Genomic DNA, 18,274 nt, shown 5'->3' on the forward strand with positions numbered 1-18,274 from the left:
AAACCGGGACCACTTTTGGGCGACATGCATTACGCGCCTTCGACGACCGAAAAGCCCTCGAACTGGGGGTGGCCGAGATAGTGGACCTTCGTCGTGCCGACATTCCTGTGGGCGGCGCGGAAATTCTCGGACTTGGTCCAGGCGATGAAATCATCGTGGCTCGCCCACACCGTGTGCGATGCAAACAGCGTGTAGCCTTCGGTCTCGTTGACCGGGCCTCGCAGCAGGTGGAATTCGCGGAACCCCTTCATCTCCGCAAGGCTGGAATCGCGGTTCTTCCACACGGCCTCGAAATCGTTCACCGAGCCGGTCTGCACCTTGAAGCGGTTCATGGCGATGTACATGGTGGTTTCCTCTCACAGGGATGTTGATGATTTGCGGCCGCAGCGTTTTGTTCTGCGCACATTCAAAATGGGCCGATTTCGGTCTCGAACTCCAAACTTGCGCTTGCTGCCTGTGGTGGAATCGAAGGGAAGGGGGCTGCTTTGCGGATAATGCCAAGCGCCGCCTGATCGAAAGCCGCCGACCCTGAGGTCTCCAGGATGCGCAACTTATTTATGTTGCCCTTCCTGCCTATGACGAATTTAACAACCGCATTGTTGCGTGCCGCCAGTTGTAGGGACGGCGGCAGAGTGCGATTGACGCTGCCGAGCTTTCTAAAGACATCGCCGCGGTAGTTATCTTCCGCGGCAGTGCCTGCCTCGTTTTGCCTTTTGCCCTTGCTGGCCGCTTGCGCCGACAGGTCCTGGCCATCCGCCGTGCCGCGCTTCTCATCCGCCGTCTTTGACTGGGCAGCTGCCGGACTGGGCCTCGCGCTGGGGATCGGCGGCTGTTCTGGAACGGCGACAGGCGTCTCGGTGCTCCTGGGCTGAACGGTCGGCTGTGCCGGCGCTTCGGTCTTGGGAGCCACGCTCTGATCATCGGGGCGAGGGGCGCCGGCCACCAGTATGTCCGGGGTGACCGCCTGCGGTTTGACAGCTTCCGGCAAAGACTTGAGCGGCGGCTTTGCCGCTTCCGCGGCAGGTTGGGAGGCCTCCGTTGGCTGCGACGGCTTGGGCGGTGTTGCCGGCTGTGGTTTGGCCGGTTGCGGGCTGGGCACCAGTGCAACGTTTATTGCCGTCGGGTCCTTGTCCAGCGCGCTGCCGACCACGTTGGTGCCCGACTGATCACTGCCTTCCGGCTGCTCGGCATTCTGGGAACTCGAAATCCCCGAAGGCGAGATCAGAAAAGCCGCCGCCACGGCGGCATGGAGCGCGCAGGAGACGACGATCGCCGCCGTCCATTTGCGGTTCCAGGCCGACGGCCGCGGCAGCGCGAGCGGCTCGGTTGGCTCTATCGCCAGCTCGGCGCCGGCTTCGGGGAGGGGGCTGATATCCTGCATGTCTCGCCGCGAGACCTGCAGCGACAAGAGCAGAATTGTCAAATCAAGATCGTTCGCTCGCAGCGGCAGTCGGCAGTGGCCGGCAGCTGGCCACGCCGCTTTGTTTTGCAGGAATGCGGGATGCAGTCCCACCTCAGACGCCGAAGGCGATACCGGTCTTGGTGTCTGTCTTCAGCTTTCGCATGCAGGCGTTCGGTTCGACGCCGGTACCGGTGCATTCGGTCGCGCTGTTGATCAGCACGCGGCTGACTTTCGAGCACTCGGTGCCGGCCAGATCGAAACGCGTCACCTTGGTCTTGCCGGCCGGCAATTCCTTGAAATCGAGCACGGTCAGCCGGTCGACGACGCCTGCCTCGTTGAACAAGGCGATCTCGAAGGCAGCCTTGGACAGGTCGGCGCCGAGATTGTTGTTGACCACGAACGTCAGGCGGCAACCCTTGTCGGAAGGTTGCGCACCATTGAGTTCCAGGGTGAGCGCGGGGACCGGCGCGGACTCTTGCGCCCACGCCGAAACCATCGCAAGCGACATCGCCAGCATCGAGGTCAGCAGACGAAGGGGTGTCGTCAAGCTCGTCATGGCAATCAGCCTCCAAACCGCATCGTTGCCGCCAGCTTCAGCGTTATGCCGGGCTCGTAGGCCGCGAAAACCGGCTGCGGCGGCTGGCCGGCCGTGGTCAGGTTGAGCGGGTTGGCGTATTTGACATCGAACAGATTGTCGGCGCGGAAATCAATCTTCAAATTGTCCGTTGCCTGGTAGCTGGCAAAGGCATTGACCAGCGTGTAGTCCTCGGCGATCGGATTGCCCTTGGGCTTGCCATTGTATTGCACTTCGCCGCCGACGGTCAGCTTGTCCTCGAGGAAGCGCAAGCCGAGCTGCGCGGTGACCTGGGATGATGGGATCGTGGCGAGATCCGCTTCCACACCCTTGTAGGAAATGGTGTGACCATTGGTGATTGAAGCCGAGAGCCCGGCATAGCCCCATCCGGCATCATAGACGCCCTCCAGTTCGAAGCCGTCGATCTTGGCCTTGGCAAAATTCTGGTACTGGAAGCATATCGGGATACCGGGTCCGCTCGGGCAACCGGCTGTCGGGTCAAACCGCGACAGGGTAACGCCATCGATGTAATCTTCGACATCATTGTTGAAATACGCTGCCTTGATGCGCAGCGCATCGCCGGCTTCGAGGATGTCGTTCTGCTTGTAGTTGACGCCGAATTCGACGGTCTTTCCAGTCTCCGGCCGCAGATTGGGGTTGGGCAGGAACGGGAAGGTGACGCCCGCCGGATGGCGACCGCTGATCAGTGTTTCCGACAGGGAGGGTGACCGGTATCCTTCAGCATAGGTGCCGTAGAATTGCAGGCCGGCAAGGCTGGCGCTGTCGAAAGGCGAGACGCCGACGGTGATGCGCGGCGACAACCGGTCCCCCGACGTTTCGTGTGTGTCATCCTTGAGGCTGTAATTGTCGTAACGCACCCCGGCAATGACTTCGAGCCACTGCCAGGTGAGCTTGTCCTGGACATAGGCGCCGGAGACGTTGCGCTTTCCGGAAGGCGTGTAGAAGCTGTCGCCGCCTGCGGTGCCGCCTGTCTTGACATTGTCGCCGGCCCAGTCGCCGCCATATGTCAGCTCGTGCGCGATTCCCGCGGTTTCGAATCTGGATGTGTTCCAGAGGTCGATGCTGGTCGTGCCGATGTCGAATGTCGACGTCGAGCCAGCCGGCAAGACAACGGGAAGGCCGGTGACCGGATCAAAGCGGTTTTGCGGGACAAGGCTGGTCAGATCGAGGTTGGTCTTGTTGTAGGAGGTGTTGATGTGGAGATCGAGCCAGCTCTTGTCCTCATCCGTGATGTTGTAGCGCGCCGTGAAGGTGTTCGACTTCAGGTCGGCGTCATTGACCGGCGCACCGCCGCTGATCTCGTTCCAGCCATCGCTTGAGCCGACCCAGCCGAGCTTCAGTTCGCTGTTGTCGGTCGGGCGTATGCTGGTCTTGAGCAGTCCGCTCAGCACGTCGAAGCCTGTGCCCTTGACGGTGTCGCCGCCGCCATCCTTATAGTCGTCATAGTCGCGGTAGACGATGTTGCCCAGCACGTCCCAATTCTCGTTAATGCGGTAGGCGCCGGATGCACTTGTGGTCCAGCCCTTGCCGTTGCTCTCATAGCGTCCCGTGACGGAACCGGCCCATGTCTCGTCAGGCTTGAGGAAATCCTCGGCATCCTTGGTGTCGAAGAAGACGACGCCGCCGATGGCGCCCGAGCCGTAGGTGTTGGCTACAGGACCACGGATAACATCCACGGATTTGACGAGTTCGGGGTCGATGTAGAAGGTCGACTGCGTGCCGTGGTCGGAGCGCTGGAAATTCTGTCGTGCGCCGTCGACGATGACTGCGACGCGACCGAAATCCTGCAGGCCGCGGATGTTGATGCTGGTGCTGACGCGCCTGGCGTCGGCCTGCGCCGCGACACCGGGCACGCCGAGCAGCACCTCATTGGGCGTCGTCGCCATGCGGCGGTCGAGCTGTTCCTGGCCGACATGGCTGGCCGATGCCAGCGATTCGATCGCCGTCTCGCCGGTGCGGCTGATGACGAGGATCTTGTCGAGCAGCGTTGCTCCCGCTGGTGCTGCCTTTTCCTCTTCAGCCTTCTTCGTTTGATCTGTCGGCTGCGCCGCCTGCTGGGCGTTGGCCAGTTGCCCCGATAAGGCAATCGCCGCCACACTTGCCAGCAATGCCGCCGCGCCGTTCGCCGCCGACCGGCCGCGCCATTCCCAAGTCACAAACCCCATGCCCCAACTCCAAAGTCCAGGTTTGATGCTGGCTGGCCCGGGGCTGGCTGGCATTTTTGATCGTCGCCGGCGTCTTAAATGTTGACTCATTTAATCCGGTATTGCACTGACTAGTAAACATGAGTATTCAAGTCAAGAAATGAATCGGATTACGCAACGCCTAGCCAGACGCCCGGCACAGGAAAGGGATCGATCCAGATGAACACCCACAATCCCAACGATTTTCGCTATCGCGTCCGCCGTCCCGACGATGCCTCCCCCCGTTTCGACCGGGTTCCGCTGGCGGTACGAACCCTTTCCAGCAACACCCTGTTCCAGGGCGAGCACGAGATAGGCATCGAGCATCACGGTGCACTCTACCGGCTGAAGATCACCCGCCAGGGCAAGCTCATTCTCAACAAGTAAGACAAGGCAACAGGGACCGAGACATGGATCAGCGCGTAAAATCCGCCCCGCATGAAATCCGGCGGGCACGGACAGACAATCCGAAGACGCGCGAGCGTGATCTGGCTGCCCATCTCGGCATTTCGGAAGCCGAACTGATCGCGGCGCATTGCGGCGACGGCGTCGTCCGCATCGAGCCGCGCGTCAACGATCTTCTGACCGGCCTCGAGGCCGTCGGCGAGGTCATGGCGCTGACCCGCAATGAAAGCGCGGTGCACGAGAAGATCGGCGTCTATGACAAGGTCGTCACCGGCACCCACAATGCCATGGTGCTTGGCGAAAACATCGACTTGCGCATCTTCCCGAAGGTCTGGGCGCACGGCTTTGCCGTCGAGAAGCGCGACGGCGACGAAATCCGCCGCAGCCTCCAGTTCTTCGATGCGGCAGGCGAGGCCGTGCACAAGGTGCATCTGCGGCCGGCCTCCAGCCTCTATGCCTATCAGAAGCTGGTCGCCGCGCTCGAATCGTCCAACCAGGAACCGACGGTCGACATCTCGGGGCCACTCCCCGATGACGAGATCCATGGCGACGAAGCGGCCGCCAATCTCGACGATCTGCGTGACCGCTGGAGCCGGCTGACCGACGTGCACCAGTTCTTTGGTATGCTGAAGACGCTGAAACTAAGCCGCCGGCAGGCGGTGCGCCTGGTTGGGCAGGACTATGCCTGGCAGCTCGACAATGAGGCGGTCCGGGCCATGTTTCATCATGCCGCGGAGGGCGAGATGCCGATCATGTGCTTTGTGGGAAACCGCGGCTGCATCCAGATCCATTCCGGTCCGATCAAGTCGATCAAGCCGATGGGACCATGGATCAACGTGCTGGACGAAACCTTCCACCTGCATCTGCGCACCGACCACATCCACGAGGTCTGGGCCGTGCGCAAGCCGACCAAGGACGGTCATGTCACCTCGCTCGAGGTCTATGACGCCGACGGCAAGATGATCATCCAGTTCTTCGGCAAGCGTCATGAAGGCGAAAGCGAGCGGGACGACTGGCGCTTCCTGGCGGAAAACCTGCCGCGCATCCCAAACCCGACCGCAGCCTGAGAAAAAATGCTATGAGTGTTTTCCCAAGATTGTCGGCTGTGCGCGAATTTATTTTGGGGCCGGTGATCGGTCTCTCCATGGCTGCTATCGCACTGCAACCCGCCAGCGCCGCGGATGGCACGGCCGTGTTTGCCGATCCTTCAAAGATCGTGGCCATTGGCGGCTCGATCACCGAGATCGTCTATGCTCTCGGCCAGGAAAAGCATCTGGTGGCACGCGATTCCACCAGCCGGTTCCCAAAGGCGGCGCTTGAGCTGCCCGATGTCGGCTATATGCGCGCGCTGTCGCCGGAAGGTGTGCTGTCGGTCGACCCGACCGGCATCCTGGCGCTGCATGGCAGCGGCCCCAAGGAAGCAGTCGATGTCTTGAAGAAGACGAGCGTGCCGTTCATCGAGGTGCCCGAGCACTACAGCCACGAAGGCATTCTGGAGAAGGTCCGCATCGTCGGCAAGGCGCTCGGCGTCGACGCCAAGGCCGAGGTGCTGGCCAAGGAGCTCGATGCCAAGCTCACGGCCGCCGAGAAGCAGACGGCTTCGATCAAGGAGCGCAAGCGCATCCTGTTCGTGCTGTCGATACAGGGTGGCAAGATTCTGGCGGCCGGCAGCGAGACCGCCGCCGACGGCATGGTCAAGCTGGCCGGCGGCGTCAACGCGGTCGAGGGCTTTTCCGGCTACAAGCAGATGTCCGACGAGGCGATCATAACCGCCCGGCCGGACGTGATCCTGATGATGAGCAATGCCGGGCCTCCGGTTTCGGACGACGAACTGTTCGGCAATCCGTCGATCGCCTCCACGCCGGCCGGAACGGCGCACAAGCTGATCCGCATCGACGGCGCCTATCTGCTCGGCTTCGGGCCGCGCACGGCTGATGCCATCCACGACCTCGCTGTCTCGCTTTATGGCGGGCAGGTCACGGACTGAGCAGGCAGATCATGGTCGATCAATCGATCGCCGGCCCGGTGATGGCAAGCGTATCCGAAGGCGACCGGTCGGGCCGCGCCCGCATCGTCATCCTTCTGCTGTGCCTGGGGCTCGCGACTGCCGTTTTTCTGTCGCTGACATCGGGGGCTTCGGACGCATCGGTCGCCAACGTCATCGGGGGCCGGCTGTTCGGCGCAGTGCCTGACGACGCCGCGTTGAGCGCCCGCGACAGCCTGATCGTCTATGACATCCGCCTGCCGCGCGTCATCCTCGGCATGCTGGTCGGCGCGGCGCTCGCCGTCTCCGGCGCGGTCATGCAGGGGCTGTTCCGCAATCCGCTGGCGGACCCCGGCCTGATCGGCGTCTCGGCCGGCTCCAGCCTCGGCGCGGTTGCCGTCATCGTGCTCGGCGCGACGATATTGGCTCCGGTGACAGCCTTGCTCGGCACGCTTGCCCTGCCGCTGGCGGCCTTCTGTGGCGGGCTCGCCACCACGCTGATGCTCTATCAGGTCGCGACGCGGCGGGGGCAAACCTCGGTTGCCACAATGCTGCTCGCCGGCATCGCGCTGGCGGCGCTCGCCATGGCGCTGACCGGCATCCTTATCTTCATGGCCGACGATCGCCAGTTGCGCGACCTGACCTTCTGGCAACTCGGATCGCTCGGTGGTGCGACCTGGGCGAAGATCGCGTCGGTAGGGCCGATCATCGTCCTGGCGCTGGCGGCGATGCCGTTCCTGGCACGCGGCCTCAACGCGCTGGCGCTTGGCGAGGCGACCGCCGGCCATCTCGGCATTCCGGTGCAGCGGCTGAAATACACGGCCATCGTCGGCGTCTCCGCCGCGGTCGGCGCATCCGTCGCCGTCAGCGGCGGCATCGGCTTCGTCGGCATCGTGGTGCCGCATCTGCTGCGCCTGCTGATTGGTCCGGACAATCGCTATCTGCTGCCGGCGTCGGCGCTGCTCGGCGCCTCGCTGCTGCTTCTGGCCGATGCGGTCGCACGCACCATCGTTGCGCCGGCCGAACTGCCGATAGGCATCGTCACCGCGGTAGCGGGCGCGCCGTTCTTCCTTTGGATCCTGCTGCGCAAGCGCGGCGTGGTTGATTTGTGAGGCTTGATGATCGAGGCAAAGGATGTTTCGGTTGATATCGCCGGCAAGCCTATCGTCAGTGGTGTCGATTTCCACGCGCGGCCCGGCGAGATCGCCGCCATCGTCGGCCCCAATGGTTCGGGCAAGACGACCTTCCTCAAAGCGCTCTCCGGCGAACTCGCCTATACCGGCCGCGTTGCCCTCAACGGCCGAGATCTCTCGACGATGAAGCCGGCCGAGGCAGCCGTCCATCGCGCGGTGCTGCCGCAGGCGACGATGCTGTCGTTCCCGTTCACCGTGCGGGAAGTGGTCAAGCTTGGTCTTGTCGGCGGCCGTTCGGGCGCCTTGCCGGGCGAGGATGCGCGGCTGCCGGAACGGGCGCTGGCGCGTGTCGATCTCGACGGCTTTGCCGGCCGTTTCTACCAGGAGCTTTCCGGCGGGGAGCAACAGCGCGTTCAGTTGGCGCGCGTGCTATGCCAGGTCTGGGCGCCGGTGCTCGACGGCAAGCCGCGCTTTCTGTTCCTCGACGAACCAGTGTCCAGCCTCGACATCAAGCACCAGCTGATCATCATGAACATTGCCCGCGACTTCGCCAGAAGGGGCGGTGGCGTGGTCGCCATCCTGCATGACCTCAATCTGACGGCCATGTATGCGGAGCGGATCTTCGTCATGCATCGCGGCCGGCTGGCCGCCGCCGGATCGCCGCGGGACGTGCTGAGCGATGATCTGATCGAGAAAGTGTTCGACTGCCGGCTCAAGGTCGGCGTGCTGCCGGCGGGCAATATGCCGTTCGTGCTGCCGCAGTCGGCGGTCTATTGATATTCAGGTGAGACCGGGCCTGCGAATGGCGGTTTCCTGCGCTTCTCCCGCCAGTTGTCGAAGTCGGCGCCGCCCCTCATTGCCCTGCCGGGCATTTCTCTCCGCAGAACGGGGAGAAATACGCTAGGCAGCCGGGGCGCGGCGCTCCATCAGCATGTCGATGCCGAGCAGGTTGCGTACATTCGGCCGCGCCGCTACCAGATCGGCGATCGTATAGCGGGCGAGCACTGCGAAAAACGCATTCAGGGCCTCGCGCAGCGCCGAGTTCAGCGCGCAGCTGTCGACGAGCGGGCATTCGGCGGCATCGTTCTCGAAGCATTCGGCCATGGCGAAGCTCTCTTCCGTCACGCGCACGACATCGAACAGGCTGATGGCTTCGGCCGCCCGGCCAAGCTTGACGCCGCCATTCCTGCCACGCACGGTCTGGACGAGGCCGTGCTCGACCAGCGGCTGCAGGATCTTGAACAGGAAAAGCTCCGACACCGAATAGGCGGCCGCGATCTCAGGAATACGGCTCAATCGGTCGTCATTTGCCGCGCAATACATCAAGATGCGCATGGCATAGTTGGTCTGGCGCGTAAGCCGCATATTGTCCTCACAAGGCACTGGGGCGGTGCAACCCACGCCAGATCTGGAAATTTTGCTGATGCGGCTTTGACCCGAAATTCCGGATTCGCCACATTGGCCAAGGCGGAATATGGCCTATACCTTGGAATAATTCCAGACTAGCTTGGCGCGATAGATGAATTTTCTCCTCAACTTTGTGTGCGCAGCCGGGCAAGATGCCGGGCGAAACCGGCTGTCGCGGGTATTCGGCCGTCGGAACACTAGATAGGCTGAGATCGACGAGGAGCGGCTCACCCATGTCACAATCGGCTTCGCCCTTGACGCCGGTCCGTTTCGATGCCGAAGCGGATGCCAAGCTTTCCGCGTTGCGGCGAACGAAATTCCTCGCGGCGGCCGCGCTGGCGCTTTGCGTACTGGTGTTTGCGCTCGCCAAATCGTTCGAGCACATCCATGCGTGGCTCGGCTTCGTCGCTGCCTTTGCCGAGGCGGCGACCATCGGCGGCCTCGCCGACTGGTACGCGGTGGTGGCGCTGTTTCGAAGGCCGCTGGGGCTGCCGATCCCGCACACCGCCATTATCCCCGAGAACCAGAACCGCATCGCCGACAATCTCGGCCGCTTCATCGAGGTCAACTTCCTGGCGCCCGAACCGGTGCGTGAAAAGCTTGCCGAGGTCGATTTCTCGGCACTCGTCGCCGATTGGCTGGCCGATACGGAGCGCGCCGCCGGCCTGTCGCGCTTCATCGTGCGGCTGGTGCCGCAGACGCTTGCGGCGATAGAGCAATCCGGCCTGCGCGGCTTCGTCACCAGCCGCATGCTCGAACAGATCGAAAAGGTGCCGCTGGCGCCGCTGGCCGCCGAACTGCTCTCGGCGCTTACCGATGATCGCCGCCATCAGAAATTGTTCGACGAATTCACCAAGGTGATCGGGCGGTTCCTCAATGACGAAAAAGCGCTGGCAACGATGCGCGAAAAAATCCGCGAGGAACTGCCGTCGCTGTTCAACCTGTTCCGCGCCGACGCCTATCTCCTGAAGAAGATCGTCGCCTCGGCGGGCTCGCTGCTCGACGAAGTGAGGGCCGATCCCGACCACCCGATGCGCGCCGAATTCGACGGCTTCGCCCAAGGCTTCATCGATAAGCTGAGGACATCGAAACAATACGCCAAACGGGCCGAAAAGCTGAAGCGCGACTTCCTGGGCCGGCCGGAGGTCAAGGGATTGGCCGGCGACATGTGGGCAAGCCTCAGCCAGTTCATCGAGCAGGATGCCAAGGCGCCGAATTCGGTCATCCGTGCGCACCTCGCCAACATGTTCGTCGAGGTCGGCCGGCATCTTGCCGGCGATGCGCAGATCCGGGCCGACATGAACCAGGGGTTCGTGGTGGCGCTGGCGTCGTTCGTGGAGAGCCAGAAGGCCGGCGTGTCGACATTCATCGCCGACCAGGTCAAACGCTGGGACCTCGCGCAACTGACGCGGCTGATCGAGATGAACATCGGCCGGGACCTGCAGTACATCCGCTTCAACGGCATGATCATCGGCGGCCTCGCCGGTGTCGTGCTCTATGTGGCCGAGCGGCTGTTCCTCGTGAATTGATGCGCGGCCAGACTGGCGCTCATTCCTCCGCGTCCGAATGGACTCACGGCACGCGAGTGTTATTCTCCATCCGAGGGTGCCCGCATCCGCGGCAAAGGGGAGCAAGCAAGCATGGCAAAACAACCGGAATCCGATTCCTTCATGGACATGTTCGGCAGGTTCGGCCGCGACCTGAAGGTGCCGAATGTCGATGTCGAGGCGATCCTCGCCCATCATCGCAAGAACCTCGAAGCGCTGGAGAAATCTGCACGAGCCGGTGCCGCCGGCGCCACCTCGCTGTTGTCCCGGCAGCGCGAGATGCTGCAGGATACGCTGCGCGAGGTCACCGATATGGCGCAAAGCTACAGGGCGCCGGGCAATCCGCAGGAACTGATGGCCAAACAGACGGAGTTTGCCAGAAAGTCCTTCGAGGCCGCGTTGAAAAATGCCAGCGAAGTGGCTGAACTGGTCAAGAAATCCGGTGCCGAATCGGTCGACATCCTGCGCACCCGCATCAAGGAGGCGATGGAGGAAATCCGCGCCGGCTACGAGAAGAAGTAGCGGATGTGGCCGGGACCGGTTCATGGCTGCCGGCCGCCCTGAAGCCCGGAAAGCCCGAGTTGGCCTGCGACTGCGCCGGCGGCGTGGCTCGATTGCGGCCGAGATCGACGGAACGGATTCGCGTAGAGCGAATTGACAGAGGCCGTCAGTTCGTGGTCCGGAGGCTCTGGAAGCGATCGGGAAACCAGGAATGAACGAAATACGGCCTAAAACGCCGCCTACCTACGAGCAGTTGAGGACGATGGCCGGGCTGGAACTCGGCGTGTCGGAGTGGACGACGGTCGACCAGAACCGCATCGATCAGTTCGCTGAATGCACCGGCGACCATCAATGGATTCATGTCGACCCTGAAAGGGCGCGGCGGCAAAGCCCGTTCCGCACGACGATCGCGCATGGCTATCTGACGCTGTCGATCATCGGCGCGCTGGCGCTCGGCATGGGCATCGTGCCCGAGAATACGCAGGCCGCCTTCAATTATGGCTTCGACAAAGTACGCTTCCTGGCGCCGGTCAGGGTCGGCGCCCGCATCAGACTGCGCATCACGCTGCTGTCCATGGAGGACAGGGGCCCGGGCCAGTATCTGATGAAGGCGGCCAACACGGTCGAGATCGAAGGCGAGGAAAAGCCTGCCTTGACGGCGGAAACGCTGGTCATGCTCTATGAACGCCGCAAGCGGGCAGGTGCCTGAGCCTGTTTGGAATTCTACTCTCTGAGCGGTGTGCGCGTCACGAAGCCCTGGATTCTGCGCGGCCTGTGGCGCGGGCCGAGAGCAGTGCGAGGAACAGCGCAGCCAGCGCCAGCACCGTCGCCGTCTGAAAGGTGACCTGCATTCCCCGGGCGGCGGCCTCGGAACTCAGAAGACCAATGCCTTCGTGCCCTTCGGCCGATGCGACGGCGAATATAGCGCCCATCAACGAGGCGCCGGTGATGAGCCCGAGATTGCGCGAAAGGTTGAGCAGACCGGAGACGACGCCGCGCTGACCCGCGTCAACGCCGGTCATGACGGCTGCATTGTTCGACGTCTGGAACAGCGCGTAGCCGATGCAGGTGACGGTGATCGCAACGACATAGCCGGCAATGCCGAATCTGGTCACGGCGAGCGACAGCAGGAACGTGCCTGTCGTGAGGCTGAGCAGGCCTGCGACCATCATCCTATGAGCGCCGAAGCGGTCGGTCAGGCGTCCGGCGACCAACGCCGACAAGGTCGAGACGAGCGGGCCGGTCGACAGCACCGCACCCACCATTGCAGCATCCAGCCCGAGCCCGCGCGACAGGTAGAACGGAGCCACCACCAGCGTCGCCATCATCACCGTGGCGACGACGAGGCTCATGGCGAGACTGGCACTCAGCTGAAGATCGCGGAAGCTGGCAAGCCGGATCAAGGGGTTTTTCACTCTCGCCTGCGCGGCGGCGAAAAGAAAAACGCCGGTGCCGGCGGCGATCAGCAGGCCGATGTTGAGCGTGCCGAAATTGCCTCTGCCCAGCGTCATCGCCAGCGCATAGGCGGCCAACGTCAGGGCCAGCAGGGCGGTGCCCACGACATCGAACGTGCCTCGGTCGAGCCGCGCGGTTTTATTGCGTGCCGGCAGGGCACGCCAGGCAAGAACGAAGGTGAGCACTCCCAGCGGGACATTGACGAGGAAGATTGCCCGCCAGCCGAAGCCGGTGATCAAAAGGCCGCCGAGCGAGGGGCCAAGTGTCGTGCCGATCGCGGACAAGGCGCCGAGCAGGCCCATGGCGCCGCCGATTCTGTCTTTGGTCACGGTTTCGGCGACGAAGGCCAGCGTCAGCGCCATCATCAGCGCTGCGCCAAGTCCCTGCACGGCGCGTGCGGCAATCAGCAGCCAGAGTGTCGGCGCCAGGCCGCAGAGCACCGATGCGGACGTGAACAGCGCGATGCCCCCAAGCAGCAACGGTCGGCGCCCGAACATGTCGGCCAGCCGGCCGGCGCTGACGATCAGTGTGGTGATGGCGAGGAGATAGGCCAGAACAACCCATTGCACGGCCTGGAACGTCGCGCCGAAATTCTGCATCAGCGACGGCAGCCCGACGCTGGCAATGCTGGTTCCCAGCGACGACAGCAGTGTGGCGAGCGACAGGCTTGCCAACGCCCAGCCGGCGGATTGCATCCGTGGTGGCGCCGATGTCAGCGCGTCCGGATTTTGCTCAGCGATTGCCACGGCGATCTCCTTCCATCAGTCCCACAACCGGAACTGCTGGAGATCTAGTTCCTTGGCGAATGTGGCGGAAGGCGCAGCATTTGCATCTTATTCGTGCGTTTGGCGCCATATCATGTCATGATCTGCCGATGACATCACCCGATCTCAACTTACTGTTCGCTCTCGACGTCCTGCTGACCGAAGGCAGCGTGGCGCGCGCCGCCAGCCGCCTACGCCTCAGCCCTTCGGCGATGAGCCGCACGCTGGCGCGACTGCGCCAGGCGACGGGCGATCCGCTGCTGGTTCGCGCCGGTCGAGGCCTTGTGGCGACGCCGCGTGCGGAAGAACTGCGACAGCAGGTAGGCCGTGTCGTCCAGGATGCGGAGGCGATCCTGCGCCCTGCCACCTTGCTCGATCTCCCGAACCTGGACAGGGTCTTCACGCTGCGCACCAATGAGAGCTTCGTCGAAGAGTTCGCACCTCGTCTCGTTGCCCGTATCCAGGCCGATGCGCCCGGCGTGCGGCTGCGCTTTGCACCGAAGTCCGACCGGGACGTCATGTCGCTGCGCGACGCGGCGATCGACCTGGACATAGGCGTCGCTGGCGAGACCGGCCCGGAGGTGCGCATCCAGGCGCTGCTTCGCGACCGCTTCATCGGCGCCGTGCGAACGGGCCATCCCTTGACCGAGGGCGCAGTGACGCCTGAGCGCTATGCCGCAGGCCGACACATCAGCGTTTCACGGCGTGGCCGCGAGAAAGGCCCGATCGACGAGGCTTTGAACCGGCTCGGGCTGCGGCGGACCGTCGTGTGCATGGTTTCCGGTTTCTCGGCAGCCCTTGCCATGGCCCGCACATCAGACCTGATCGCCAGCGTTCCGGAGCGGCATACCGAGGGCGCACGCGCCGGCATGCGCAGTTTTCCCCTGCCGGTTGCCACCGCGGAAGTCACTATCTCCATGCTCTGGCATCCGCGCCTCGATGCCGATCCGGCGCAACGCTGGTTGCGCGACTGTGTGCGGGAGGTGTGTGCGGCGTCGCGCTGACAACGATGAGAAGCCTGCGCCAACCGCCCAGGCTTCTCATCTGTCCAGTCTATTCGGTTTGGCGTTTCTGCAAATGCCTCAGTGCGCTTAGTGTGAGCGTCGCCATGACCGAACAGTAGGCGACCAGCGGCCACGCCGTGTCTCCGCCGAGCAGGACGACGAACAACGTGCCGAAGATGCCGACGACAAGGCTCTGGATGCAGAAGTAGAGTGCGACTGCGGTTCCCGCGACATCGCCAAACGCCTCGAGTGCACCGTTTGCGGTGACTGAGACAATGAAGACGATACCCACGGCAACGACCCACATCGGCAAGATAAATGTCGCGAAGGACGGCTGTGCGAACAGTTGCCCCACTGCCAATAGCGCCGCGCCGAACAGCAGCATCGCCATGCCCCTGATGGCACTGCCGGCGATGCCCCAGCTTGCAATGAACCTTCTGGCGAAGCGGGTGGTGACGATCATCACCAGCGCCGCGGTGGCGAAGGCTAGACTGAAGCCGAACTGTGAAAAGCCGGCGCGATCCATGAGCACCCGTGGCGCAGTCGAAAAGAACACGAAGAAGGCGCCCATGGCGGCACTGAATGCAAGCGTGTAGGTCCAGAAGGCAAGACTGGAGAGAATGGGTCGAAGCGCCATTCGCCTGGTATCGCCATTCGAGGGGCGGGTTTCGTGCCATTTCGGCCATGCGTTGAGGGTAGCTGCCGTGGCCAGGACTCCGAGCGTCAGGAAGATCGCCCGCCAGCCGAAATTGTCGGCAATCAACGCACCGGCAACCGGCCCCAACGCCGGCACGAAAGCCAACATCGAGCTGAACAGGCCGTAAATGACGGCACTTTCGGCTCTTTGCGCATAGACGTCGCGAACCGTTGCGAAGGTTGCAACGAGAATGGCGGACGCACCAATGGCCTGCACGACGCGCAGGACGACGAAGACAGCGGCCAGCGAGGTGCTGGCGAGCAGAAAGGAAGCGCCTGAAAACAAAAGCGCGCCACCGATCAGCACCGGGCGCCTGCCGATCCTGTCGGAAATCGGGCCGAAGACGACTTGGCCGAGCCCAAGACAGATCATGTAGAGGCTCAGCGTCAGCTGGATGACATCAGGCGATGTCTCGAGGATCCCCGGCATCGCCGGGACAATCGGGAGGTAGATGTCCATGGCCAGCGAGGCCAGGATGTCGAAGGGCGCCATCAGCACCATGGCTGCTGGCAGGGAAGTGGTCCATGTCGGGTTTTTTGGAAAAGGCATGATTGAACATCCGCTCAAATGGCTACATTTGGCGGCGATCTGCCGTTCTCACTGAAGATGGGAAATGACGGGCCGCCGCAACAACGAAGTGCTGTTGCGGCCTACTTGTCTGCTGACTTGCTGGTTCCCATAAACGCTATCCCGGAAAATGATGGCGCGAATATTCTCTCGAGTGCGCTCGCGTTTCCCTAGCAGCCGAAGGTTGCACAGGCAACAGGATCAGCTTGATGCGCGTCAACGCGCCATCGCCGCCTCGAGCACCCTGAAAATCCGCTCGTCCGCGCATTGGGCAACGTTGAAGCGCAGGAAGCGGCCAGCCGTTCCGGACAGGCTGAATGCGTTGCCGGGCGCCAGCACGATGTTGTCGGCCAGCGAGCGGCGGGCGACTTCGGCCGCATCGACGCCGTCCGGCAGGCTGCACCACAGGAAGAGGCCAGCCGGCTGGTCGATCCACGGCGTGATGCCGATCGCTTTCAGGTGGGCGGCCGTCTCGCCCATGGCGCGCGCAAGCTTCGCACGCAGCAAATCCATGTGCTTGCGGTAGCTGCCGTCCTTCAGCAACGTCAGCACCAGTTCGGCCGCGAGCCGGCCGCCGCCGAAGGTCGTGGCGATCTTGAGGTCGGTCAGGGGCTCGATCCAGTCGCGCGGTGCGGCGATGAAGCCGCAGCGAACCGATGCCGACAGTGTCTTGGAGAAGCTGCCGATATGGACAACGCGGTTGAGACCATCGAACGCCGCCAGCCTGGGGGCGGGCGCATGTTCGAAATCGGCGAAGATGTCGTCCTCGACAATGGTCAATTGCGATTGATCGGCGAGTTTCAGCAGCCGGTGCGCGGTGACTGGCGACAGCACCGCGCCGGTCGGATTGTGGATGGCGGAATTGGTGATGTAGAGGCGTGGCCGATGCTCGGCCAACGCCTGCGCGAACAGATCGATATCCGGCCCCGACGGCGTGTAGGGAACGCTGACGACCTTAGCCCGGTGAGCGCGCAACAGGGCGTGGAAGTTGAAGTAGCAGGGGTCGTCGACCAGCACGGTGTCGCCGGGCTCGATCAAGAACCGGCACAGGAGGTCGACGGCCTGCGTGCCTGATTCCGTCAGCATGATCTGCTCGGGCGAGGCCTCGATGCCATGCCCGGCCATGCGTCGCGCCAGCAATTGCCGCAGCGGTGGTAGGCCGAGCGGCGTGCCGTAATCGGCCAGTGCGACATCGTCGGCACGCGCCACCGTGCGCAGTGCCCGGCGCAGCCCTGCCTGTGGCATCCATGAAGCGGGCAGCCAGCCGCAGCCGGGCTTCAGCATGTCATCGCCGGCCTCCAGGGACTGTCGCGAGATCCAGAGCGGATCGACGGCGCGGTCGAGGCGGGGGCCGATTTCGGCCAGCGACAGCGGCGCCAGCGATCCGGCGGCATAGAAGCCGGAGCCCGGCCGCGAGCGGATCGCGCCTTCGGCGGCGAGCCGCTCATAGGCTTCGACCACGGTGGATTTGGACACTCGCATTGATTTGGCAAAGGTGCGGATCGACGGCAATTGCGCTCCCGGCGCCAGGCTGCGCGCCGCGATCCGTTGGCGGATCGTCGCCATGACGCCTTCGACCAGCGTACCGCCGCTCTCGCTTCCTGTAGTCTGCTTGTCCATCCGTACTGCTCTGCTGACCATGACAGTTTTGCATAATTGTACCGCATTGTCTCTGGCGATACTACCGGCTCCGCGCGATACGGAGCCGACAAACGGAGCATACGATGGACAAGACCGCGAGTGGCTGGATGAATGGATTCATCGGCGTGTTGATCTTCAGCGGCTCGCTGCCGGCGACGCGGGTGGCGGTCAGGGAATTCGATCCGACATTCCTGACCTCGGCCCGGGCGGCGATTGCCGGACTGCTTGGCCTTGCGCTCCTGCTCCTGTTTCGGCAGAAACGCCCGGAGCGCGGCGATCTGCTGTCGCTGGTGATCGTGGCACTTGGCGTGGTTGTCGGCTTTCCCTTGCTGACCGCGCTGGCGCTCGAGCACGTCACCACGGCCCATTCCATTATCTTCGTCGGCCTGCTGCCGCTGGCCACTGCGATATTCGGCGTGCTGCGCGGCGGCGATCGGCCGCGCCCGGCGTTCTGGTTGTTTTCATGCATAGGCAGTGCGCTGGTCGCGGGCTTTGCGCTGACGCAGGGCGTGACGGCCTCGCCGGTTGGCGATGGTCTGATGCTGGCTGCCATCATCGCTTGCGGCCTCGGCTATGCCGAGGGCGCCGCGCTGTCGCGCAGGCTCGGCGGCTGGCAAGTGATCTGCTGGGCGCTGGTGCTGTCGCTGCCGATCATGCTGGTGCTGACGCTGCTGACCATGCCGCCGTCGTTCGACGGCGTCGGCGTCAGTGCGTGGATGGGGCTTGCCTATGTCTCGCTGTTCAGCATGCTGATCGGCTTCGTGTTCTGGTATCGCGGGCTGGCGCAAGGCGGCATCGCCGCGGTTGGACAGTTGCAGCTGCTGCAGCCATTTTTCGGGCTGGCACTGGCAGCGACGCTGCTGCACGAGCAGGTCAGCCCGCTGATGGTGGTCGTTACGCTTGGCGTCGTGCTTTGCGTCGTAGGCGCCAAGCGATTCGCGAAGCAGGAATTGCCACGACGCGCGATTGCCTGACGACGGTGCCGTCCT

18 protein-coding genes are annotated in these 18,274 nt (G+C 63.4%); 10 read left to right on the plus strand and 8 right to left on the minus strand.

Going from position 1 to position 18,274, the window contains the following annotated elements:
* Nucleotides 1–29 precede the first annotated feature (29 nt).
* The 4 genes from hmuQ to MESCI_RS17315 all read right to left on the minus strand — a co-directional run bounded on the left by hmuQ (nucleotide 30) and on the right by MESCI_RS17315 (nucleotide 4,162).
* Nucleotides 30–344, minus strand: a complete 315-nt coding sequence (gene hmuQ, locus MESCI_RS17300) for a heme-degrading protein HmuQ (RefSeq protein ID WP_013531236.1) — start codon at nucleotides 342–344, stop codon at nucleotides 30–32.
* A gap of 62 nt (nucleotides 345–406) precedes the next feature.
* Nucleotides 407–1,513, minus strand: a complete 1,107-nt coding sequence (locus MESCI_RS17305; protein ID WP_245268540.1) for a TonB family protein — start codon at nucleotides 1,511–1,513, stop codon at nucleotides 407–409.
* Nucleotide 1,514: 1 nt separating this feature from the next.
* On the minus strand, nucleotides 1,515–1,958 hold the full coding sequence (locus tag MESCI_RS17310) for a hypothetical protein (RefSeq protein WP_013531238.1): 444 nt from the start codon (nucleotides 1,956–1,958) through the stop codon (nucleotides 1,515–1,517).
* 5 nt (nucleotides 1,959–1,963) lie between these two features.
* The gene (locus MESCI_RS17315; RefSeq protein ID WP_013531239.1) at nucleotides 1,964–4,162 is read right to left on the minus strand and encodes a TonB-dependent hemoglobin/transferrin/lactoferrin family receptor; all 2,199 of its coding nucleotides are present in this window, start codon (nucleotides 4,160–4,162) and stop codon (nucleotides 1,964–1,966) included.
* 198 nt (nucleotides 4,163–4,360) lie between these two features.
* On the opposite strand from MESCI_RS17315, the gene hemP reads away from it, so the two are divergent.
* The 5 genes from hemP to MESCI_RS17340 are packed head-to-tail and all read left to right on the plus strand — an operon-like array spanning nucleotide 4,361 to nucleotide 8,479.
* Nucleotides 4,361–4,567, plus strand: coding sequence for a hemin uptake protein HemP (hemP, locus tag MESCI_RS17320; RefSeq protein WP_013531240.1), 207 nt, complete (start codon nucleotides 4,361–4,363; stop codon nucleotides 4,565–4,567).
* 23 nt (nucleotides 4,568–4,590) lie between these two features.
* A complete protein-coding gene (locus MESCI_RS17325; RefSeq protein ID WP_013531241.1) occupies nucleotides 4,591–5,652 on the plus strand; it encodes a hemin-degrading factor in 1,062 nt (353 codons plus the stop codon).
* A gap of 11 nt (nucleotides 5,653–5,663) precedes the next feature.
* Entirely contained in the window at nucleotides 5,664–6,572 is a 909-nt protein-coding gene (locus MESCI_RS17330; RefSeq protein ID WP_013531242.1) for a heme/hemin ABC transporter substrate-binding protein, read from the plus strand.
* A gap of 11 nt (nucleotides 6,573–6,583) precedes the next feature.
* Entirely contained in the window at nucleotides 6,584–7,681 is a 1,098-nt protein-coding gene (locus MESCI_RS17335; protein ID WP_013531243.1) for a FecCD family ABC transporter permease, read from the plus strand.
* 6 nt (nucleotides 7,682–7,687) lie between these two features.
* Nucleotides 7,688–8,479 (plus strand): heme ABC transporter ATP-binding protein, encoded by a 792-nt coding sequence (locus MESCI_RS17340; RefSeq protein WP_013531244.1) that lies wholly within the window; start codon nucleotides 7,688–7,690, stop codon nucleotides 8,477–8,479.
* A gap of 123 nt (nucleotides 8,480–8,602) precedes the next feature.
* On the opposite strand, the gene rirA is transcribed toward MESCI_RS17340, so the two are convergent.
* On the minus strand, nucleotides 8,603–9,067 hold the full coding sequence (gene rirA, locus MESCI_RS17345; protein ID WP_013531245.1) for an iron-responsive transcriptional regulator RirA: 465 nt from the start codon (nucleotides 9,065–9,067) through the stop codon (nucleotides 8,603–8,605).
* A gap of 275 nt (nucleotides 9,068–9,342) precedes the next feature.
* Here rirA and MESCI_RS17350 point away from each other — a divergent pair, with 275 nt between their 5' ends.
* The 3 genes from MESCI_RS17350 (at nucleotide 9,343) to MESCI_RS17360 (ending at nucleotide 11,866) form a co-directional block, all read left to right on the plus strand.
* Nucleotides 9,343–10,638: a DUF445 domain-containing protein gene (locus MESCI_RS17350; RefSeq protein ID WP_013531246.1), complete on the plus strand. Its 1,296-nt coding sequence runs from the start codon at nucleotides 9,343–9,345 to the stop codon at nucleotides 10,636–10,638.
* 111 nt (nucleotides 10,639–10,749) lie between these two features.
* The gene (locus MESCI_RS17355; RefSeq protein WP_013531247.1) at nucleotides 10,750–11,178 is read left to right on the plus strand and encodes a phasin family protein; all 429 of its coding nucleotides are present in this window, start codon (nucleotides 10,750–10,752) and stop codon (nucleotides 11,176–11,178) included.
* A 190-nt stretch (nucleotides 11,179–11,368) separates the two neighbouring features.
* On the plus strand, nucleotides 11,369–11,866 hold the full coding sequence (locus MESCI_RS17360) for a MaoC family dehydratase (protein ID WP_013531248.1): 498 nt from the start codon (nucleotides 11,369–11,371) through the stop codon (nucleotides 11,864–11,866).
* A 37-nt stretch (nucleotides 11,867–11,903) separates the two neighbouring features.
* On the opposite strand, the gene MESCI_RS17365 is transcribed toward MESCI_RS17360, so the two are convergent.
* Nucleotides 11,904–13,358 carry an MFS transporter gene (locus MESCI_RS17365; protein ID WP_013531249.1) on the minus strand — a complete coding sequence of 485 codons (1,455 nt, stop codon included), beginning with the start codon at nucleotides 13,356–13,358 and terminating at the stop codon, nucleotides 11,904–11,906.
* Between the two features lie 128 nt (nucleotides 13,359–13,486).
* On the opposite strand from MESCI_RS17365, the gene MESCI_RS17370 reads away from it, so the two are divergent.
* A complete protein-coding gene (locus MESCI_RS17370; protein ID WP_013531250.1) occupies nucleotides 13,487–14,380 on the plus strand; it encodes a LysR family transcriptional regulator in 894 nt (297 codons plus the stop codon).
* Between the two features lie 49 nt (nucleotides 14,381–14,429).
* On the opposite strand, the gene cml is transcribed toward MESCI_RS17370, so the two are convergent.
* The gene (gene cml / locus MESCI_RS17375; protein WP_013531251.1) at nucleotides 14,430–15,626 is read right to left on the minus strand and encodes a CmlA/FloR family chloramphenicol efflux MFS transporter; all 1,197 of its coding nucleotides are present in this window, start codon (nucleotides 15,624–15,626) and stop codon (nucleotides 14,430–14,432) included.
* A 234-nt stretch (nucleotides 15,627–15,860) separates the two neighbouring features.
* Nucleotides 15,861–17,264: an aminotransferase-like domain-containing protein gene (locus MESCI_RS17380; protein ID WP_013531252.1), complete on the minus strand. Its 1,404-nt coding sequence runs from the start codon at nucleotides 17,262–17,264 to the stop codon at nucleotides 15,861–15,863.
* A 104-nt stretch (nucleotides 17,265–17,368) separates the two neighbouring features.
* Between MESCI_RS17380 and MESCI_RS17385 the strand changes: the two genes are divergently transcribed.
* Nucleotides 17,369–18,259, plus strand: coding sequence for a DMT family transporter (locus tag MESCI_RS17385; RefSeq protein WP_013531253.1), 891 nt, complete (start codon nucleotides 17,369–17,371; stop codon nucleotides 18,257–18,259).
* Nucleotides 18,260–18,274: the final 15 nt, after the last annotated feature.

The organism is Mesorhizobium ciceri biovar biserrulae WSM1271, from assembly GCF_000185905.1.
Lineage (GTDB): Bacteria > Pseudomonadota > Alphaproteobacteria > Rhizobiales > Rhizobiaceae > Mesorhizobium > Mesorhizobium ciceri.

Bases quoted from the DNA above. Each gene is read 5' to 3' on its own strand.
- hmuQ (WP_013531236.1), bottom strand. From the start codon at position 344: ATGTACATCGCCATGAACCGCTTCAAGGTGCAGACCGGCTCGGTGAAC.
- MESCI_RS17310 (WP_013531238.1), bottom strand. From the start codon at position 1,958: ATGACGAGCTTGACGACACCCCTTCGTCTGCTGACCTCGATGCTGGCG.
- MESCI_RS17315 (WP_013531239.1), bottom strand. From the start codon at position 4,162: ATGGGGTTTGTGACTTGGGAATGGCGCGGCCGGTCGGCGGCGAACGGC.
- hemP (WP_013531240.1), top strand. From the start codon at position 4,361: ATGAACACCCACAATCCCAACGATTTTCGCTATCGCGTCCGCCGTCCC.
- MESCI_RS17325 (WP_013531241.1), top strand. From the start codon at position 4,591: ATGGATCAGCGCGTAAAATCCGCCCCGCATGAAATCCGGCGGGCACGG.
- MESCI_RS17330 (WP_013531242.1), top strand. From the start codon at position 5,664: ATGAGTGTTTTCCCAAGATTGTCGGCTGTGCGCGAATTTATTTTGGGG.
- MESCI_RS17335 (WP_013531243.1), top strand. From the start codon at position 6,584: ATGGTCGATCAATCGATCGCCGGCCCGGTGATGGCAAGCGTATCCGAA.
- MESCI_RS17340 (WP_013531244.1), top strand. From the start codon at position 7,688: ATGATCGAGGCAAAGGATGTTTCGGTTGATATCGCCGGCAAGCCTATC.
- rirA (WP_013531245.1), bottom strand. From the start codon at position 9,067: ATGCGGCTTACGCGCCAGACCAACTATGCCATGCGCATCTTGATGTAT.
- MESCI_RS17350 (WP_013531246.1), top strand. From the start codon at position 9,343: ATGTCACAATCGGCTTCGCCCTTGACGCCGGTCCGTTTCGATGCCGAA.
- MESCI_RS17355 (WP_013531247.1), top strand. From the start codon at position 10,750: ATGGCAAAACAACCGGAATCCGATTCCTTCATGGACATGTTCGGCAGG.
- MESCI_RS17360 (WP_013531248.1), top strand. From the start codon at position 11,369: ATGAACGAAATACGGCCTAAAACGCCGCCTACCTACGAGCAGTTGAGG.
- MESCI_RS17370 (WP_013531250.1), top strand. From the start codon at position 13,487: ATGACATCACCCGATCTCAACTTACTGTTCGCTCTCGACGTCCTGCTG.
- cml (WP_013531251.1), bottom strand. From the start codon at position 15,626: ATGCCTTTTCCAAAAAACCCGACATGGACCACTTCCCTGCCAGCAGCC.
- MESCI_RS17380 (WP_013531252.1), bottom strand. From the start codon at position 17,264: ATGGACAAGCAGACTACAGGAAGCGAGAGCGGCGGTACGCTGGTCGAA.
- MESCI_RS17385 (WP_013531253.1), top strand. From the start codon at position 17,369: ATGGACAAGACCGCGAGTGGCTGGATGAATGGATTCATCGGCGTGTTG.